The 15,546-nt window shown below is 54.2% G+C and carries 12 protein-coding genes and 2 pseudogenes; 8 read left to right on the top strand and 6 right to left on the bottom strand.

Going from position 1 to position 15,546, the window contains the following annotated elements:
- Nucleotides 1-103 precede the first annotated feature (103 nt).
- From CE491_RS02745 to CE491_RS30605, 7 genes and pseudogenes are all read left to right on the top strand, one after another.
- A complete protein-coding gene (locus tag CE491_RS02745; protein ID WP_110946840.1) occupies nt 104-616 on the top strand; it encodes a sigma-70 family RNA polymerase sigma factor in 513 nt (170 codons plus the stop codon).
- Nucleotides 613-1,566 carry a FecR domain-containing protein gene (locus tag CE491_RS02740; RefSeq protein ID WP_110946839.1) on the top strand — a complete coding sequence of 318 codons (954 nt, stop codon included), beginning with the start codon at nt 613-615 and terminating at the stop codon, nt 1,564-1,566. The genes CE491_RS02745 and CE491_RS02740 overlap by 4 nt, the downstream gene beginning before the upstream one ends.
- A gap of 243 nt (nt 1,567-1,809) precedes the next feature.
- A complete protein-coding gene (locus tag CE491_RS02735) occupies nt 1,810-4,773 on the top strand; it encodes a TonB-dependent receptor (RefSeq protein WP_110946838.1) in 2,964 nt (987 codons plus the stop codon).
- Nucleotides 4,774-5,145: 372 nt separating this feature from the next.
- Nucleotides 5,146-6,978, top strand: a complete 1,833-nt coding sequence (locus tag CE491_RS02730; protein ID WP_110946837.1) for a Mu transposase C-terminal domain-containing protein — start codon at nt 5,146-5,148, stop codon at nt 6,976-6,978.
- Entirely contained in the window at nt 6,971-7,852 is an 882-nt protein-coding gene (locus CE491_RS02725) for a TniB family NTP-binding protein (protein WP_110946836.1), read from the top strand. The genes CE491_RS02730 and CE491_RS02725 overlap by 8 nt, the downstream gene beginning before the upstream one ends.
- Nucleotides 7,845-8,222 (top strand): annotated as a pseudogene (locus CE491_RS31135) (TniQ family protein); the annotation flags it as partial. The gene CE491_RS02725 and the pseudogene CE491_RS31135, both read left to right, overlap by 8 nt.
- A gap of 273 nt (nt 8,223-8,495) precedes the next feature.
- Nucleotides 8,496-8,894 carry a hypothetical protein gene (locus CE491_RS30605; protein ID WP_234407485.1) on the top strand — a complete coding sequence of 133 codons (399 nt, stop codon included), beginning with the start codon at nt 8,496-8,498 and terminating at the stop codon, nt 8,892-8,894.
- Nucleotides 8,895-8,936: 42 nt separating this feature from the next.
- On the opposite strand, the gene CE491_RS02715 is transcribed toward CE491_RS30605, so the two are convergent.
- Nucleotides 8,937-9,821 carry a hypothetical protein gene (locus tag CE491_RS02715; RefSeq protein ID WP_110946834.1) on the bottom strand — a complete coding sequence of 295 codons (885 nt, stop codon included), beginning with the start codon at nt 9,819-9,821 and terminating at the stop codon, nt 8,937-8,939.
- Between the two features lie 1,322 nt (nt 9,822-11,143).
- Between CE491_RS02715 and CE491_RS31130 the strand changes: the two are divergent.
- A pseudogene (locus tag CE491_RS31130) lies at nt 11,144-11,302 on the top strand (hypothetical protein); the annotation flags it as partial.
- Here the strand turns inward: CE491_RS31130 and CE491_RS02705 are convergent.
- The 5 genes from CE491_RS02705 to CE491_RS02685 form a co-directional block, all read right to left on the bottom strand.
- Nucleotides 11,287-11,937: an ABC transporter substrate-binding protein gene (locus CE491_RS02705; RefSeq protein WP_110946833.1), complete on the bottom strand. Its 651-nt coding sequence runs from the start codon at nt 11,935-11,937 to the stop codon at nt 11,287-11,289. The pseudogene CE491_RS31130 and the gene CE491_RS02705 overlap by 16 nt on opposite strands.
- 25 nt (nt 11,938-11,962) lie before the next feature.
- Nucleotides 11,963-13,462 (bottom strand): class I adenylate-forming enzyme family protein, encoded by a 1,500-nt coding sequence (locus tag CE491_RS02700; RefSeq protein ID WP_110946832.1) that lies wholly within the window; start codon nt 13,460-13,462, stop codon nt 11,963-11,965.
- A 40-nt stretch (nt 13,463-13,502) separates the two neighbouring features.
- Nucleotides 13,503-13,757 (bottom strand): hypothetical protein, encoded by a 255-nt coding sequence (locus tag CE491_RS02695; protein WP_234407484.1) that lies wholly within the window; start codon nt 13,755-13,757, stop codon nt 13,503-13,505.
- A gap of 200 nt (nt 13,758-13,957) precedes the next feature.
- Entirely contained in the window at nt 13,958-14,554 is a 597-nt protein-coding gene (locus CE491_RS02690) for an SLATT domain-containing protein (RefSeq protein WP_110946830.1), read from the bottom strand.
- Nucleotides 14,555-14,557: 3 nt separating this feature from the next.
- A partial coding sequence (locus CE491_RS02685) for a nucleotide-binding domain-containing protein (RefSeq protein ID WP_110946857.1) occupies nt 14,558-15,546 on the bottom strand: 989 nt, incomplete at its 5' end.

Raw genomic sequence — 15,546 nt, 5'->3', positions numbered from 1 at the left:
CCAAGTTTTGTAACAGTTGGGGCACAGTCCCGATACCTAGAAGGAGGAACGTCACCGTTTCTCGACAATAAGGCTGGAGAGCCGCTATTACACGGAGCATGGGATGAGCGTGAATCAGAACCTGCAGTTCGGTCTGATCGGTCAGATATTCAAAAGCGACTATGGCTGGCTGTGCGCTCGTGTGAACCGAGCCATGGGATGTCCGCACGGTGCGCAGGACATCGCCTCGGAAACCTTTCTGCGGGTGCTCGCGCTGCCTGATCCCGCGTCGATCCGCGAACCCCGGGCGCTACTGACGACCATCGCCCGGCGCCTGATGTACGAGGGGTGGCGTCGTCAGGATCTTGAACGCGCCTACTTGGAGACGCTGGCTCAGGCGCCGCTCGCAACTCACCCTTCTCCGGAAGAACGATTGCTGCTGCTCGAAACCCTGGCTGAAGTAGACCGCCTGCTCGACGGGCTATCGGCCAAGGCCAAGGCCGCCTTTCTCTATCACCAGCTCGACGGTCTGACCTATATGCAGATCGGTGAGCTGTTGCAGGTCTCGGTCAGCCGAGTGCAACAGTACATGGCCGATGCGTTCAAGCGCTGTTACCTGGCGATGGTACAGCCATGAACGGGGTGACAGCCGATGAGGTGATCATCGATGAGGCGGCGCAGTGGATGGCGCTGCTGCAGTCGGGCCATGCCAGCCCCGAGGAACATCAGGCGTTTGGCCAGTGGAGCAATGCCGATCCCCGTCGCGCCGAAATCTTCAGGGCGATGGGGGCCGGGCTCGGCGTGCTGGAGAATGACAAGCTGCGGCGCATGCCCAGAGAGAGTCTGCTGCACACCCTCAATGCACCGTCGGGGCGTCGACGTTTCGTGCGCAATGCGCTGTCGCTGGTCGGCCTTGTGTCCACCGCAGGGCTCGTTGCCCGGCTTACCGATGTCTGGCCACAGCCCGGTCTATTGACCACCAGCACCGGTGAGCGCCTGAGCCTGACCCTTGCCGATGGCAGTGCCCTGATGCTAGATGCGCGCAGTAAGGTGCTCGAGCGGTTCGATCAGGAGCGGCGCCTGCTGCAGTTGCTTGACGGCAAGCTGCTGGTGGACGTCGCCAGAGACAGCCATCGACCTTTTATCGTCGAGACGTCACAGGGTCAGATGCGCGCGCTGGGAACCCGTTTCCTGGTCGAGCAGAACGACGGGCAGACCGGCATTTCAATGCTGCATTCGCAAGTGCAAATCCGTACCCGAAACGGCGCCGTGCAAGTCATTCGTGCAGGGGAGCGCGCGGTATTCGATGCCGACCGAATCCTGGAGCTGCGACCCTCAACGGGTGCCGAGTCCGCCTGGACCGAAGGCTTGCTGGAGGTACGCGACCAGTCGTTGGGCGTGTTGATCGAATCGCTGCGCAACTACCGCAGAGGCATCATCCGCGTCAGTCCGGCTGCCGAGAACCTGCGATTGAGCGGGATCTTCCCGCTGGACGACACGGATCGGGCCTTGCAACTGCTGGCCGGTTCACTGCCGGTGAAGGTCGATTATCACAGCCCTTACTGGGTCAGCATCGACGTGCGATGAAGGGCCTGTGCGTACGCCGCAGCCCCTGGAAAAGAATTTTCACGCCGCTCTATAAATTCCCGGCCGTTGTTGCACAACCTTATTGATGTGCGATGGCTGGGCGCGATCCGATTGTTCGAATACGCGAATACTCACGCGGTTCGAAGTTATAAACCCATGCCTAAATGACCTAACGACGATCTATAAAAACACACCGCCAGTTGCTCAATCCCATCAACTGATAACCATGATGGGACTATCGCAATGCAACTGAAACGCTCTTGTCGTCCTTCGCTGGCGACATTCTCTCTGGCGGTTGGTGTAGGTGCCTTCGGGGTCAGCGCGTGGGTGCAGGCACAATCTGCGACCCCTGCCGCGGCGCCAGCCGTGGGCGAGCGCACACTGGCTTTCGACATTGCCCAGGGGCCGCTGGATCAGGTCCTGCTGAGTATTTCCCGCAGCAGCGGCTCGACCATCTCTTTTCAGCAGCCCCTGGTGCAAGGCCTTGTAAGCGGGCCGATCCGGGGGCAGCTGACGGCCGGCCAGGCGCTGGTGCTGGCGCTGCGAGGAACGGGGCTTGAGGCAGCACCGAACGCCGGTGGCGGCTGGGTCTTGCAGCCAGCACCCGTTGCGCCTGCAGCCGCGGTCAAACCCGTGGCTCAACCTCCGGCAACCGGCGCGAAGGTGCCCGGCGATGTAGCGCTTGAAAAGGTCACTGTCACCGGCTCGCGCATCCCGCGGGCGCAAGTCGAAGGCCCGTCGCCGGTAAACGTGATTACCAGCCAGGAAATCGAAGCCCGCGGTTACCGCAACGTCTACGATGCCATCGCCTCGCAGACCCAAAATACCGGCATGACCCAGGGCGAGGATTACGGCAACACGTTCCAGCCGGCAGCCAGCGCGCTCAACCTCCGAGGTCTGGGCCCCAACCACACGCTGGTACTGATCAATGGCCGTCGTGTCGCCGACTACCCGACGGCCTACGATGGCAGCGTCAACTTCACCAACCTTGCGAACATTCCGTCGATGATGATCGACCGGATCGAGATCCTCAGCAGCGGTGCGTCGGCGATCTACGGCTCGGACGCCATTGCCGGGGTGGTGAACATCATCCTCAAGGACAAGGCCAGCGGCGTGGACGTCAACCTGCGCGGCGGCTACACCGAGCGCGGCGGCGGCGACAACCAGCGGCTGCAAATTACCGGGGGCGACAGTTGGGGCGATTTCGACGGGATTTTCGGGCTGGAGCTGACCAATCGCCAGCCGATCTGGGCAGACCAGCGTGGCTTCATGAACGACGGCGCAGCGAAGGACGTCGGCTATCGTCGCAATCTCGGTACCGGTGAGTACCTGGGCCCCGGTTGTGGCGCGTATGGCGGTATCTATAACGGCAAGCTGGGTGGCAGTGGTAATCGCTGCACGACCAATCAGTACTACAACGACTATTGGACATTGCAGGCGCAAAAAGAGAACTACGACGGCTACACCCGAGGCACCTGGCATTTCAGCGACACCGGCAAAGTGTTTGCCGACCTGATGTTCGGTTTCGATCACACGCAGAACAACACCCGCGGCCCAAGCTTCACGTCGCCTGACTTCATCAACCAGAACAGCGGCAACCTGGAGCGCTGGTACCGAGGATTCGCCAGTGAGGAAATCGGCGGTAAAACCAGCAACAACAGCAAATGGCGGGAGGTGTCCTGGACCGGAACTCTGGGTCTGGAAGACAAGTTCGCCAACAGCGACTGGGGTTATCAGCTCTCGGCCAACCGCTCGGAATACACCAGCACACGGACCACGCGCTACACGCCGCTGAGCAGCATCCGTGATTACTTCCTTGGCCCTCAACTGGGCACTCAGGACGGCTACCCGGTATTCGTTCCGGATGAGTCGCGCCTGGACCAGCCGCTGACTGAAGACCAGTGGCGGCAGTTTCGTGGCAACCTGACCCAGCGCAGCAAGTCGGTGTCACAAACCTTCAGTGCCGGGGTCAACGGCGACCTGTTCGAACTGCCTGCGGGCCCGGTGGGTTTCGCCGGAATTGCCGAAGTGGGCAGGCAGTCATATCACATCGATGTCGACGACCAGCTCAACGATGGCTCGTTCTATAACACCACGCCGGCCTCCAACTCCGGTGGCTCGCGCGATCGCTATGCGGCGGGCGGCGAGTTCAGCATCCCGGTGACCGATACCTTGCTGGCATCTGCGGCAGGCCGTTGGGACCAATACAAGTTCAGTGGCAGGACCGAACAGCAGAATACCTACAACCTGGGACTGGAATGGCGCCCGGTCAACAGCCTGTTGGTGCGTGGCAGCTACGGAACCAGCTTCCGGGCGCCGGACCTGAACTACCTGTATCAGGCAGACACCAATGGGTACGACCCGGCTCAAGTCGACTACTACGGCTGCAGCAAGGGCGTCGATGGCGCCTGTGATCGTGGCCGAGTCGATTACACCCAGAGCGGCACCCCGGACTTGAAATCCGAGCGCGGCAAATCCTGGACCTATGGTTTCGTCTGGTCGCCTTCGCATCAGTTCGATTTTTCCGCCGATTTCTGGCGTGTAGAGATCACCGATCTGCTGACCACCGTCGATCTCAATCGCCTGCTGCAGCAGGAAAACCAGTGCCGCAATGGCGAGCTCGACGCCGCCAGTTGCGAGGATGTCCTGGCACGCATCCAACGCAACGCCAGCACTGCCGCGGTCGATCCGAACAAGCTTCAGCGGGTGCAGGTCAACGCGATCAACGCTGCCAGCGAACGCGTCAGCGGGCTGGATCTCAAGAGCAATATCCGCTGGGGGGCAGGGCAGTACGGTGCCTTCAGTTCGCAGATCGGCTATAGCACGGTGCTTTCCCACTATTACAAGGAGTCCGATGACGCCGAGACGCAAAACCTGCGCAGCAGCAATAGCAATTACGACTGGCGCAGCAAGGTCAACGCCAGCATCACCTGGGATTATCAGCGCTTGAGCACGACCCTGGCCGGCATTCGCTACGGCAGCGTCACCAATGCCGCCGGCGACGGTCGACTCTCGCCCTGGACCACCTTCAACGCCAGCGCGCGTTACAAGGTCAACGACAAGGCCAGCGTCGGCCTGACGGTCAATAACGTGCTCAATCAGGTGAAAAAGGACGACTCCGCAGGCTGGCCGTACTATCCCACCGGCAATTACGACCCCTACGGGCGACAGGTCTGGCTGGACGTGAGCTACCACTTCGGCGGCTGACCGCTCTTGCCTGAAATTGCCGCGCGCGGGCGCTACAGCCCGCGCCTTGACCCCGCGCATAAGCTCATGCGTTAACGATCTAATCGCGCTCTATAAAAATCCCGTGTCCGGCGCACAACCCTGCATACTCGGTGGGCAGATGTGAGCAACACTTAAAGATGACAAAATCTACGTCTTTGATTTTCTTAGGGTTATAAAAATCAATAACATTAATTACGCTTAATTTTATGAAAGTTGCCACATTTAACAGCTGATCTCTGAAAATTGTCAGATTTATCTATGCACCTAATTTTATATGCTCACAAAGTATAACGCCACGCCTTGTTAGCTCGGTTGAGTCGGCTAGATTTCAAGCATGGCAGGGAAATCATCATGCGAATAAGCGTACTCAAAGGTAGCATGTTTCAAGTAGGTGAGGACCAGGTAAGAGTGGTTGAATATCTGGAGGACTCGTATGTCCGTGTTACCAATTTAACTACCAATAGAGTCGAATCTGTATCAGTTGGAGAGTTGCGGCCAGTTTTGAGCGAAGAGTTATTGAGTTCAGGGTGTAAAATCGCGAAATGGGTGGGCGGGGAAATTGATGATCGCGTGAAGGAAAATGCTAAAGAGCGGTATGATCTTGTCAGTACTTTATATGCGAAAGGCCTGGAAAATAGTGCAGTGGTTGAAGAGCTGAAAGAACAGCTTGGAGTTTCGCAACGGACTGCATATCGAATACTAGCGAAATATAATGATACAACGGGTCCTGTTAGTCTGCTTGAGGAAAAAAGAGGACGAGTAGAAGGGACTAGATTTCTGTCAAAAGATGTTGAGGATGTAATTAAGGAACAAGTGGATGTTGCGCTGGTAGAAGCGGCTGCCGGGACAAAGTTCACATATGCGAAGACTTATGAACGAGTAAAAGAGCAGTGTAGCTTTTTGAAGATTCCTAGGCCCAGCTTAGGCACGATCAAGGCGAGGACGAGAGAGTACGCAACTACTAAGCAAAAAATGACAATAGCGAACGGCGCCAAGAGAGCGAGAGATGAGTCTCGGCCTAAACCTGGTTCCTTAGACACAAAGTCTCCTCTCGAATGGATTCAAATAGATCATAGTCCTGTCGATGTCATCTTGGTAGATGAGTTGAACCGGCAGCCTATCGGTCGGCCTTGGGTCACTTTTGCAATAGATATTTTCACGCGTGTAATTTTAGGGGTGTATTTGTCATGGTCTCACCCGTCTCGGTATTCCGTCGCTTGCTGCATCGCAAACATGGCTTGCCCGAAAGACAAGTGGTTAAAGTCAATAGGATGTGAATTTATTAAATATCCATTTTATGGCGAAGGTAAGACGCTGCACAGCGATAATGCAGCAGAGTTTAAATGTGATGAATTAACTGCAGCTTGTGATGCTCATTATATGGAGATGAAATTCAGAAGGGAAAAGCACTATGGAGGGCATATAGAAAGATGGATCGGAACTTTTATGGGGGAGGTTCATTATTTAAATGGAACCACTTTGTCAAACATTGAGGAGAAGGGCGACTACGATAGCGAGTCAAAGTCTTGCTATACGTTTGATGAATTCCGAAAATGGATGCTCGCGGAAATTGAAAGGTATCATATTCGTCCGCATAAGGGTCTAAATAACTTTTCTCCAAAAATGGTTTGGAACAATTATTTTAAGTTGGATACTGGAGGGCCATACTGTCCGCCAGTACCTGCGGATGAAAAAGTTTATAAGCTTGATTTTATGCCGAGAACTAAAGTGACGGTCCATCCTTGGGGTGTTGCTCTCCAGTACGTTAGGTATTGGGATGAGATATTAAGAAACCAGATTGGAGAGCGATTAACGCTCGTCTATAATCCCGAAACCTTGCGAACGGTATGGCTGGAGATAGACGGAAAATACTATGACATTAACTACTCCAACGTAATGAACTCCGACACCTCAATGGAGGAACTGAAGTTTGCTCAGCACCTGGCAAAAATAAACGGAATTGATCCAAGAGATGAGGATCGTGTTTTCGAATTGATGCGATTTCAAAAAAATCTCGAGGATACAGCGAAAAGCGATACTAAGCAGGCTAGGAAAAATCGAAGCAAGCGAGGCATGCGAAAAGAGCACCATTTTGAGCCGATGGAAATTCAGCCTGTGGCGGATAGTAGCTCGTCCGATACGCAACGGCCAACCAAGCTTAAAAAGGTATTTTTTTATGATTAAAGGCGCTTATGAACATCTCTCTGAGCGGGCAAGAGGCATTGTCGAACTGCCAGTAGATGAACGAATCCAGCACGTGACTAAATGGATGTGGGTATACAGTGAGGCTGCAGCACAGATTGAGAATATAGCGCGAAGGATGATGGTTGACAGTAACCCATCGCAAGCTCCATGTCTCCTGGTCCTTGGGCCCAGCGGTATTGGAAAAACCTCGCTATTAAATCACTTGCGACGAGATCTTTTTTTTGGAAAGGCGGATGCTGTGTTTTTTGATTCAAGAAAATGCCTCACATATAAGGCATTTTTACTAAAGTTTTTGGCAACACTAAATGTTGGCGTAGCACCTTTGAGAAAGCCAACAACCGCTGAGCTTGAGGTTGAATTGGATACCGCATGCCAGTTGCGCGGTGTAAGATATATTGTCATAGATAACGTCCATGACCTTATGCGAGGCTCCAGGAGTGATCAACGGAATATCTTGAATTTTCTCCGAGAAGCTAGCTGTTCGGATCATCCGATTGTACTGATTTGCTTTGCGATTGAAAAATTTAAAAACGTCTTGGATTTTGATCCGCAACTTGATGGTCGGTTCATTCGGTACATGGTGCCCCTTTGGCGTGACGATGATGAGTTTCGAAGTTTTCTGGACAGTATCGAGAGCGACCTGCCGCTGAAAATGCGCTCCGACTTAAGCGGAAGAACAAAAGTAGGTTGGCTGCTGCAACATAGTCATGGTGTGACTAAGCCCATTGTGGAGGCTATCAAGCATGCAGCCATCGCCGCAATGGTTGACAAAAAGGAGAAAATAACTCTCGACTGTCTCAAAATTAACGGGAAAGCTCATTTTCAGCAATCGAACTGGGCCTCTGATGATTAAACTTCGTATCCTCAGACCGTTAGATAATGAGTGCTTATCCTCCTATCTGTACCGTTCATTTCAAACGGGTGATAGTCGTGCGAAAGATTTGCTCGACTTGATGAAAATGCTGGACGGTTCTGGAATCCATACGACAGATCGTGATTATAATCTATCAGAACCTGCGCTGGATCGAATCGGCCGTGTTCTACAGGTCTCGCAGCAGGACCTCCGAAAGCTTAGCTCACCTTCGAGTTGGTTAACCATCTCAAATCCGACACAGCGAAAATCTTACTGCCCAATTTGTATTTTTTCAGATATCGCGGCTTGCAGAAATCCAGCCTGGCGACGGAACTGGGATGGTTTTGAAACTGTGACATGTGTGTACCATGGCACCGCGCTTTCAGAATTGTCGGTTTCTGCCGTTGGGTCAGATCGGGCAAGGGTCGCCTACACTGCATCATGTTTTGATTTCTCTCCTGCCCATCCTCAGATTTTGACGCCTTCTCTACGAACGTATCCAGACCTCCAAACTAGTTCTGGTGCTTGGGCGTGCTTGTGGAGACTCAGTGCTCATGTTCAGTCATTCATCGAAGTCAGTAGAAAGAGAGGGCGTATCATTTGTGGTGAGTTTTGTAACTTCCCATGGAGTGAATGTGAGTGTATGTTTAAAGATATTTTGGCCTTAGCGTTGCGAGGGCATACTCGCTTTAAAGAGCAGCGCTGTTTAGTTTCTCGAGTTTTCAACAATTATACCGTATACAATCCATACAGCTCCACGTTAGATATGGCCACTAAGCTGGAACAAGGTCTGGCAGCTCATTCACTCCCGGCGAGAATGTTTGCAATGCTAATCTTGGGGATTTTTGCCTCCGTTTTTTCCGACGGTGTGCTGCGTGTATTCCGAAACGTCAGCGAAATGCTGGCGTACCGTTTTCCCTTTGATAAGAAAAAATTGATCAAGGGTCTGCTGGAGTCAGATATCGCAGATTATGAAATAGAGCTCCTCCACAAACAGAAAAGCTGGCCGATGCAAGGAGTAGCAATCTGGCGGTCTTGCTAGATTTTGCGTAACATTTACTGGTGCTATCTACAGTTGAGAAAACTATTTTGCTAGATAATGGAATATCTGTGATCCCTCAACGATAGGAATTCTCGAAATTTTAACACCCAGCCCCGTGGCTTTTTTCATAGCGCCTGGCGGAAGCTTGTCATGCAAGCACTTAAGATCGCGGACCTTCACTTTTCCCTCCCCACAAAACAAGAATGGCATCGAAGCGTTCATCACCGAAAGTGCCCCTCCGTTAGGCGACGAAATTCTCGCTCTCACGCTTGGTTGTGTATCTCTGCATGTTGAGAACTTCGCGAATGGATCCGCATCGAGAAGGAAGGCAAGCTCTCGTTGTCGTAGGTCAATCTTAGATCTTGCCGTTACTGTGTGAGACCTTTTTGCTGTTGCTAACTTCTTTTTTATGACGGTTGCCCACTCTGCCGCTGATTTGCATTCACTAGATGTGCCAGTCTGCCAATAGAAACTTATAGCCCGAGGTTTTGGAATTACCACGGCGTCTCGTAGCGCCTCTAGCCCAGTCCAGTCAGAAAACTGGCCCCAAAATGTCTTCCGCTCATTCTCTGTTAGCTTCAACAGCCTGGATTTTAAGTTAGCCTTGCTTGCTTGGAGAGTGATCGCGAGGGTCAGCGTCTCACGCGAGACTCTCACCAAGCCAGGGTATCTTAGCGGGCGTTTTCGACCTATCAAGCCCTCTCCCGAAGCATTGGTTAAGGCTTCCAAGAGAATATCAATACGCTCGTCGCCGCTCACTTGGCTTGGTACTATGTTTTCTCCCAGTTTCTGCGGAACAATACGCCAAAGCGCGAGTATCTCTAACTCCTTATCGAGTATGATGCTTTCTTGTAAATTGCGTAGGTCATTTTGGGTTGTAAGACCTGCGTAAACGGTTCGGCTAAAATCGTCAAATTCGAGTTTCATACTCGTTATCCCTGTCAGCGGCTGAGTTGGGCGCGGATACACGTTTTATCGGAATGGACATGGGAGTCTGGGGGCGACATAAAGCGCCGCCATCGGATAGTTCACCAGCATGTCGCCGAGCCGCCGGAGTTCTGTAGTAAAGATCTAATTCTGCGGATCTTCGACGTTTTTTTCGTGCTGCGCGATCTCTAAAGGCGAACTTGCCGTTTGTTATCTGCTCACGGACACGCTTTGAGACCAAGATCCAAATTTTCCGAGTGGCTGGTTTTCCTTGTCTCGACGCTCTCGGGATAGTGGATTCATTTCAGGAAGCGTCCGAATCCATTCCAAGTAGTGATCCTTGACCTAGGCTGAAGCGCTGAGTTCGACTACTGCAGGCTAATCACCGTCCAGCGGAACGAAATAGATGGTTATCCGCTGACGTCCATTTGACTAGACATGGAGGCTTCCCGCGGGTATCTGCGTCAGGTCCTGGTCTCAAAGCCCACTGGTCGCTCTTACAAGCCGTAACGACGGAAAACGTGTCAATGCCGCAGCCCCTGTACCAGCGAGAGCTACTCGAGCGTTAGGTCGAAAGTAGGACCCTCATAGATGAGCACGCCTCGGTGGCAATCAGATGATCAGTCTGTGTCGCCTGTCCCATAGCGTGTCTCTGGTAGAAGCTTCAGATCAAATGGTGCGTCGCCCCTAATTCTTTTGGCTCATGGCAGAAAGTGACGTCTGCCATCCGGCACGGGTCCGCGGTTTAGCCAATTCGCCAGCGGGAATGATCCCACAGAGTAGTTAGTCTGGTTATAGATGCACAATTGCGAGCGAATCGTGGAGCAAACCTAACCTATTGAGGGCATGCTTGGCGATGAACCGTCCATTTCATGGGGGCAGGAATGGTTCAGGAAACATCTTCTGAGGAAGGTGCAGTACCACACTCGCGTACAGCTTGGAATTCAGATAGACCATTATGCTTATCGGATGTTAACGACTCGTTTTGACTCAAGTGAATCGTCGCCCGACTCGCAGCCAGCGCGCTGGCTTGAAACAACCATTACCGTTCCAACGCTGCTATGTTCGGCCATCGCCGTAACCCCGCCCATGGGCACACCTTGCCGTTCTCATTGAACAATGCACCACCAGCACAGAAGGCTGTCGGTATGACGCTATATGAAAAATCATAACCGTAGGATGCCTACATTATGCATTTGCGACATATGTATAGCGGAAACAATTCGTTCGGAATTCACTTCATTTGCTCTAATTTAGCGGTCTCCGGTAAGCCGCACAGACAGACTCTGTGAGCTGCCCACACGCATTCAGTGAGGTTCGCAATGTCGTTGTCCTGCGCCGCCCCGGCTGCCGTTTTTGACTCTGCCAGGCAGGGCGACTCCGCTTATGCGCGCATCCGCCGAGATATTCTTTCCTGCCGCTTGATGCCAGGCGTCACCATCACCGAACCCGGCTTGATGGAAACCTATGACATCGGCAAGAGCAGCTGCCGCATAGCCCTGACCCGACTGTCCCACGAAAACCTGGTGACCTCACGCCCAAGCATGTCGTCCCAGCTGTTGTTGAAATTCAGCGCGTCGACCTGCTTGCTGCGCAGCGCCTGAAACCCTGCACCCAACGCACCCACGGCAACGAACTCGACGTTCTCACCAGGCGAGAGCCCAGCGACTTTCAGCGCAGCGCGACTGTTGGGCAAGGTGCCCCAGGTGAGCGCGCCGACGCCGATCTTCTTGTCTTTCAAATCGGCCAGGGTCTTGATCGGCGAGTCGGCCAGCACGGCGTATTCCAGGGTCTGGCTGGGCACACCATTGTAGAAATAGCGCACTGGCAGCGGGTTCTTGCCATTGAAATAGCTGGAGATCACCGGCTCGGCCACAGGGAAACCAAAGGTCACGCGCTTGCTGGCCACTTGGGGCAACAAGGCGCCGGCCCCTTGAAAGACCACGACGTTGACCGCCAGGCCTTGCGCCTTGAACAGCCCCAGTTCCTCGGCCGCCGCAAAGGGCGCGCCATCATGAACGGCGGGCGGAATGGCCAGCGCGACAGTCACGTCGTCGAGTGCGTGGGCCGAGGTGGCGCACGCCAATGCAAGCGGCAGCAGATATAAATGACGCATGGTGGGTTCCTGACCTGGACGATTATTAAAGGTTTTCCGGGGTGCGCTCTTGCAGGCGCCGGTTGGCGTCCAGCAGCAAGGCCGGTCGATCGATCTTGTTGGTGGTGGCCAGCGGCAGTGCATCGACGAACCAGATGCGCCGTGGATGCTGATAAGCCGGGGCGTGTTCGAGGGTGAAGTCTTTGAGCTGTTGTTCGCTGGTTTGAGCGGCGCTTCTGAGGACCACGAAGGCCATGGGTTTAAAGCCCTTGATTGCATCCTCCACAGGCACCACGCAGGCCTGCTGGACGGCGGGATGACGTTCGAGCAGTTTCTCGATTTCGCCGGGGTAGATGTTCTCACCACCACTGACGAACATGTCATCGCGACGGCCGACAAAGCTGTAGAACCCCTCGGCATCACGGCGGAACACATCGCCGGTGATATAAAAGCCGTCGTCCGTGAACGGATCGCGCAGGTCAGGGCGATGGTGGTAGCCAGACATCAATCCGGGGCTTTTCAGCTCCAGCACACCTTCATCGGCAACGGCGCCCGAGTTGTCGCGCAACCGCAGTTGCACCTGGGGATGGGCATGCCCGACAGACAGCGCAGGGCTCGGCAGCCTCGCAGGATGGGGCCCGAACACCACCGGACCGCCTTCGGTGGTGCCGTAGGCGTTGATCACTCGGGCATTGGGCAGCAACTGCGTGATCTGATCCAGCAGGCTCGCGCTCACCGGCGCCGAACCCATTCTGACCACCCGCACTGAACTCAGATCGGCACGCGCCAGACGCGCCTGCTCACGGAGCATCATGGCGATCATCGGCGGCACCGCCGTCAGCCAGGTGCAGCGATAGCGCTCGATGGCCTCAATGTAATCCTGCGCGATGAACTGCGGCAACAACACAGCCGTCGCGCCACTGGCCAGGGTCAACAGCGCCAGGGCCAGGGCATTCATGTGGTACAGCGGCGCGGCGATCAGCGCGCGCTCATCGGCCAGTGGCGTCGCTTCAAGACGGGTGCGCACCACCCAGAGGTGCGCGGCATGGCTCAACACGACACCCTTGGGTTTGCCAGTGGAACCGGAGGTGTAGAGGATCATCGCCGGCTCATCGGCGGTCGGGGCGAACGACACGAACGCCCCCGGGTCGACGAACTGTTTCAGACCGGCTTGCAGGCCGCCGTCCAGCAGCACCCGCGCAACGTCATCGCAAAAAAGCAGCCGTGCGCCACTGTCGGCGACCACGTACTCGATCAATGCCCTGGGAAAACGGTAGTTGACCGGCACCGCCACCAGGCCAGCGCGCATGATGCCCAACACCACCGCGATGAACTCGACAGAGTTCGCGGCCAAAATGGCGATGCGCTCGCCCTGCGCATAGCCTCGCGCACTCAAGCCTCGGGCAGTCGCATTGGCCAGGTCATTGAGCTGATCGAAGCGGTATGGGGATTCGTTCAGCCCGCCATCCAGGCCGATGAACGCCAAGCGATCGCTTGGGCTATGTGGCCCGACCACATCCCCCAGGTTGCAAATAGCGTCATTCATGGGATGAACTCAAGCAAAGTGTCGAACGCCACAATGGCAATCACCACCCGGGCGCTTTCGTGTACATGTTACAGACCCAGATCCGCTGCGCGCCGGGCCATGCCTGGCAGATCGGCGCCGCGCAGGGTGATGGCTGCGAATCGCTCCTCCCGTGCACTGAGCGATTGCGCGAGCTCGCCAAACCGCGCCGCAGCGCCGTGGCATCGACGAATTCCAAGGCAAAGCGCTCGTCAAAACGGCCCAGCCTTGCGTATTGCTCACGCGCCTTTTGCGGTGTGGCACTGACGATGGTCATCCCTGCCACTGCCGTGCTGCCATTGGCGTGGCCCAGCCATTCCGGGCGCCAGATCAGTTCAGGGGTTTCGTGATGACAGCTGCGCTGTCGGGGAGGAAGCATCGGGGTAGGACAACGTCGGACGTATGGTTGTTCAACTCTGACCTATTGCGCCGAGGTGGTGTCTGGGTCTTGATCACCTTAGCTCAGCCTGGCAGCAATTAGTGCATGAAGGGTAGGGCGTTAGTGCGGTACAAATAGACCACTGCGGCAGTCGCGACAACTACAACCCAGAACATCAGTGAAAGGGGGAGTTTGTCGCGAAACAAGCGGAAATGCTTTTGTTCATCCACCCAATCAATCTGATACTGCCAATAAAACTTGTAATGCGCATACCAGTCACTGAACAGTATTTGTTTGCTTAGTGAAACCTCGTAGTATTTAGTACGAATGCTGTCCAGCCTTTCCTGATATGCCCGTAATGGCTCGTCAGTGATCTCATCGACTTCGCGGTATAGATCTCGCAGGGACTCATACAGCTTCGTAAGCTCTCTGGCAGCGCTTTCGTACTGGTCTTTTTTGTGATCGTAGAATGATATATACAAGCTGGCCACTCCGAGCACTAACAAAGTTGCGGAAGGGACTTTCGCGCTAAGCTCGTCAAAAATGAGGGCAAATATACCTATGGCCATTGACGCAAAGCCTATCAAGCCAGGGACTTTATCGACGATGTCGTAAGTGGCCCAGTGTTTTCGGCCGCCAAACCCGATGTTGTAGCCGACGTCAGCAATGGATTTAAGCAAAGCTTCTTTTTTCATGATCTACTCAATGGGAACGTGGATACGATCTTTTGCGACAACCACATGATTGATGACCGCATAGCATTCGACCACATGATCGCCAGAGAAGCATGTCTCTTCCTTGATGACTGAAAACCCGTCATCTTTTACAATCTGCCCACGTATGCAGTCCCGACTTTCGGCCTCTACGCCTCGGTTCAGCACTTTCCAATACAGTTGAGCGCCCGCCGGCGTTTGATTGTCCACGACTTCAAACCTGAGTTTCTTACGCGGACTCAGCTTGAACCGCTTGCCGAGCATTGTGCGTAGGCGAGCAGGCACAAACCCATCTTGGGTAACCTCGCAGTCAAGCTTGAGCTTGTAACGAATGTCGATAGCAAAGCGGTCTTCAATGAATTGCTCTGTGTCGCGAAAATCGTACCGAGATGCTTTGGCGATCTGTTTGGCGGCAGCGGGGAATCGACTCCCGAATACCTTCTGCCACTTGGTATTCTCAGAATCTGTACCGTGAGCCGTGATCGCCTCGACGCATAAATCGTAAGCCTTTTCAGCGGCATCCTGAAAAGCCTCTTTGACCTTCACATGTTGCCCGCTACCGAGAGCGGCATAACGAGTCTTGACAGGCTCATCGGCCAAGTACCTAAAAAAATCCCTGTTCATCCAGTCGTAGTACAGGTAGCTTTTTTCATCATAATCAGTCGTGGAGTTGAGAAAATTGTAGGCCAGTGTGTCGATCAAAAGTCCACCCATCGCGACGCCGTGCTTGTTCTTCCATGCCCTTGCCATTTTGCAGAGTCGCCGGAGATTACGGTTTTTGGCCGTGTTTGCGGTGCTCATGGCATCCATTTCTTCACGAGGTTTTGTAATTTTCCAACTTCCGCCATTACGAGTGTCGGGATATTTAAAACTACCATCCTGTTCGAATACAGGCTGGACTTCGACGTGGAAATTTGTGTACAAAACCCGCACTACTGGGCTGTCGACAAAAATATCCGTTCTCGGGTAGCGAC

This window comes from Pseudomonas bohemica (genome assembly GCF_002934685.1).
In the GTDB taxonomy this organism is placed as follows: Bacteria; Pseudomonadota; Gammaproteobacteria; order Pseudomonadales; family Pseudomonadaceae; genus Aquipseudomonas; species Aquipseudomonas bohemica.
Note: the sequence above shows the minus strand (reverse complement) of the source record. Positions and strands in the feature narration are given on the sequence as shown.

Excerpts from the sequence above, each read along its gene's own strand:
- CE491_RS02745 (WP_110946840.1), top strand. The coding sequence starts at position 104 with ATGAGCGTGAATCAGAACCTGCAGTTCGGTCTGATCGGTCAGATATTC.
- CE491_RS02740 (WP_110946839.1), top strand. The coding sequence starts at position 613 with ATGAACGGGGTGACAGCCGATGAGGTGATCATCGATGAGGCGGCGCAG.
- CE491_RS02735 (WP_110946838.1), top strand. The coding sequence starts at position 1,810 with ATGCAACTGAAACGCTCTTGTCGTCCTTCGCTGGCGACATTCTCTCTG.
- CE491_RS02730 (WP_110946837.1), top strand. The coding sequence starts at position 5,146 with ATGCGAATAAGCGTACTCAAAGGTAGCATGTTTCAAGTAGGTGAGGAC.
- CE491_RS02725 (WP_110946836.1), top strand. The coding sequence starts at position 6,971 with ATGATTAAAGGCGCTTATGAACATCTCTCTGAGCGGGCAAGAGGCATT.
- CE491_RS30605 (WP_234407485.1), top strand. The coding sequence starts at position 8,496 with ATGTTTAAAGATATTTTGGCCTTAGCGTTGCGAGGGCATACTCGCTTT.
- CE491_RS02715 (WP_110946834.1), bottom strand. The coding sequence starts at position 9,821 with ATGAAACTCGAATTTGACGATTTTAGCCGAACCGTTTACGCAGGTCTT.
- CE491_RS02705 (WP_110946833.1), bottom strand. The coding sequence starts at position 11,937 with ATGCGTCATTTATATCTGCTGCCGCTTGCATTGGCGTGCGCCACCTCG.
- CE491_RS02700 (WP_110946832.1), bottom strand. The coding sequence starts at position 13,462 with ATGAATGACGCTATTTGCAACCTGGGGGATGTGGTCGGGCCACATAGC.
- CE491_RS02695 (WP_234407484.1), bottom strand. The coding sequence starts at position 13,757 with ATGACCATCGTCAGTGCCACACCGCAAAAGGCGCGTGAGCAATACGCA.
- CE491_RS02690 (WP_110946830.1), bottom strand. The coding sequence starts at position 14,554 with ATGAAAAAAGAAGCTTTGCTTAAATCCATTGCTGACGTCGGCTACAAC.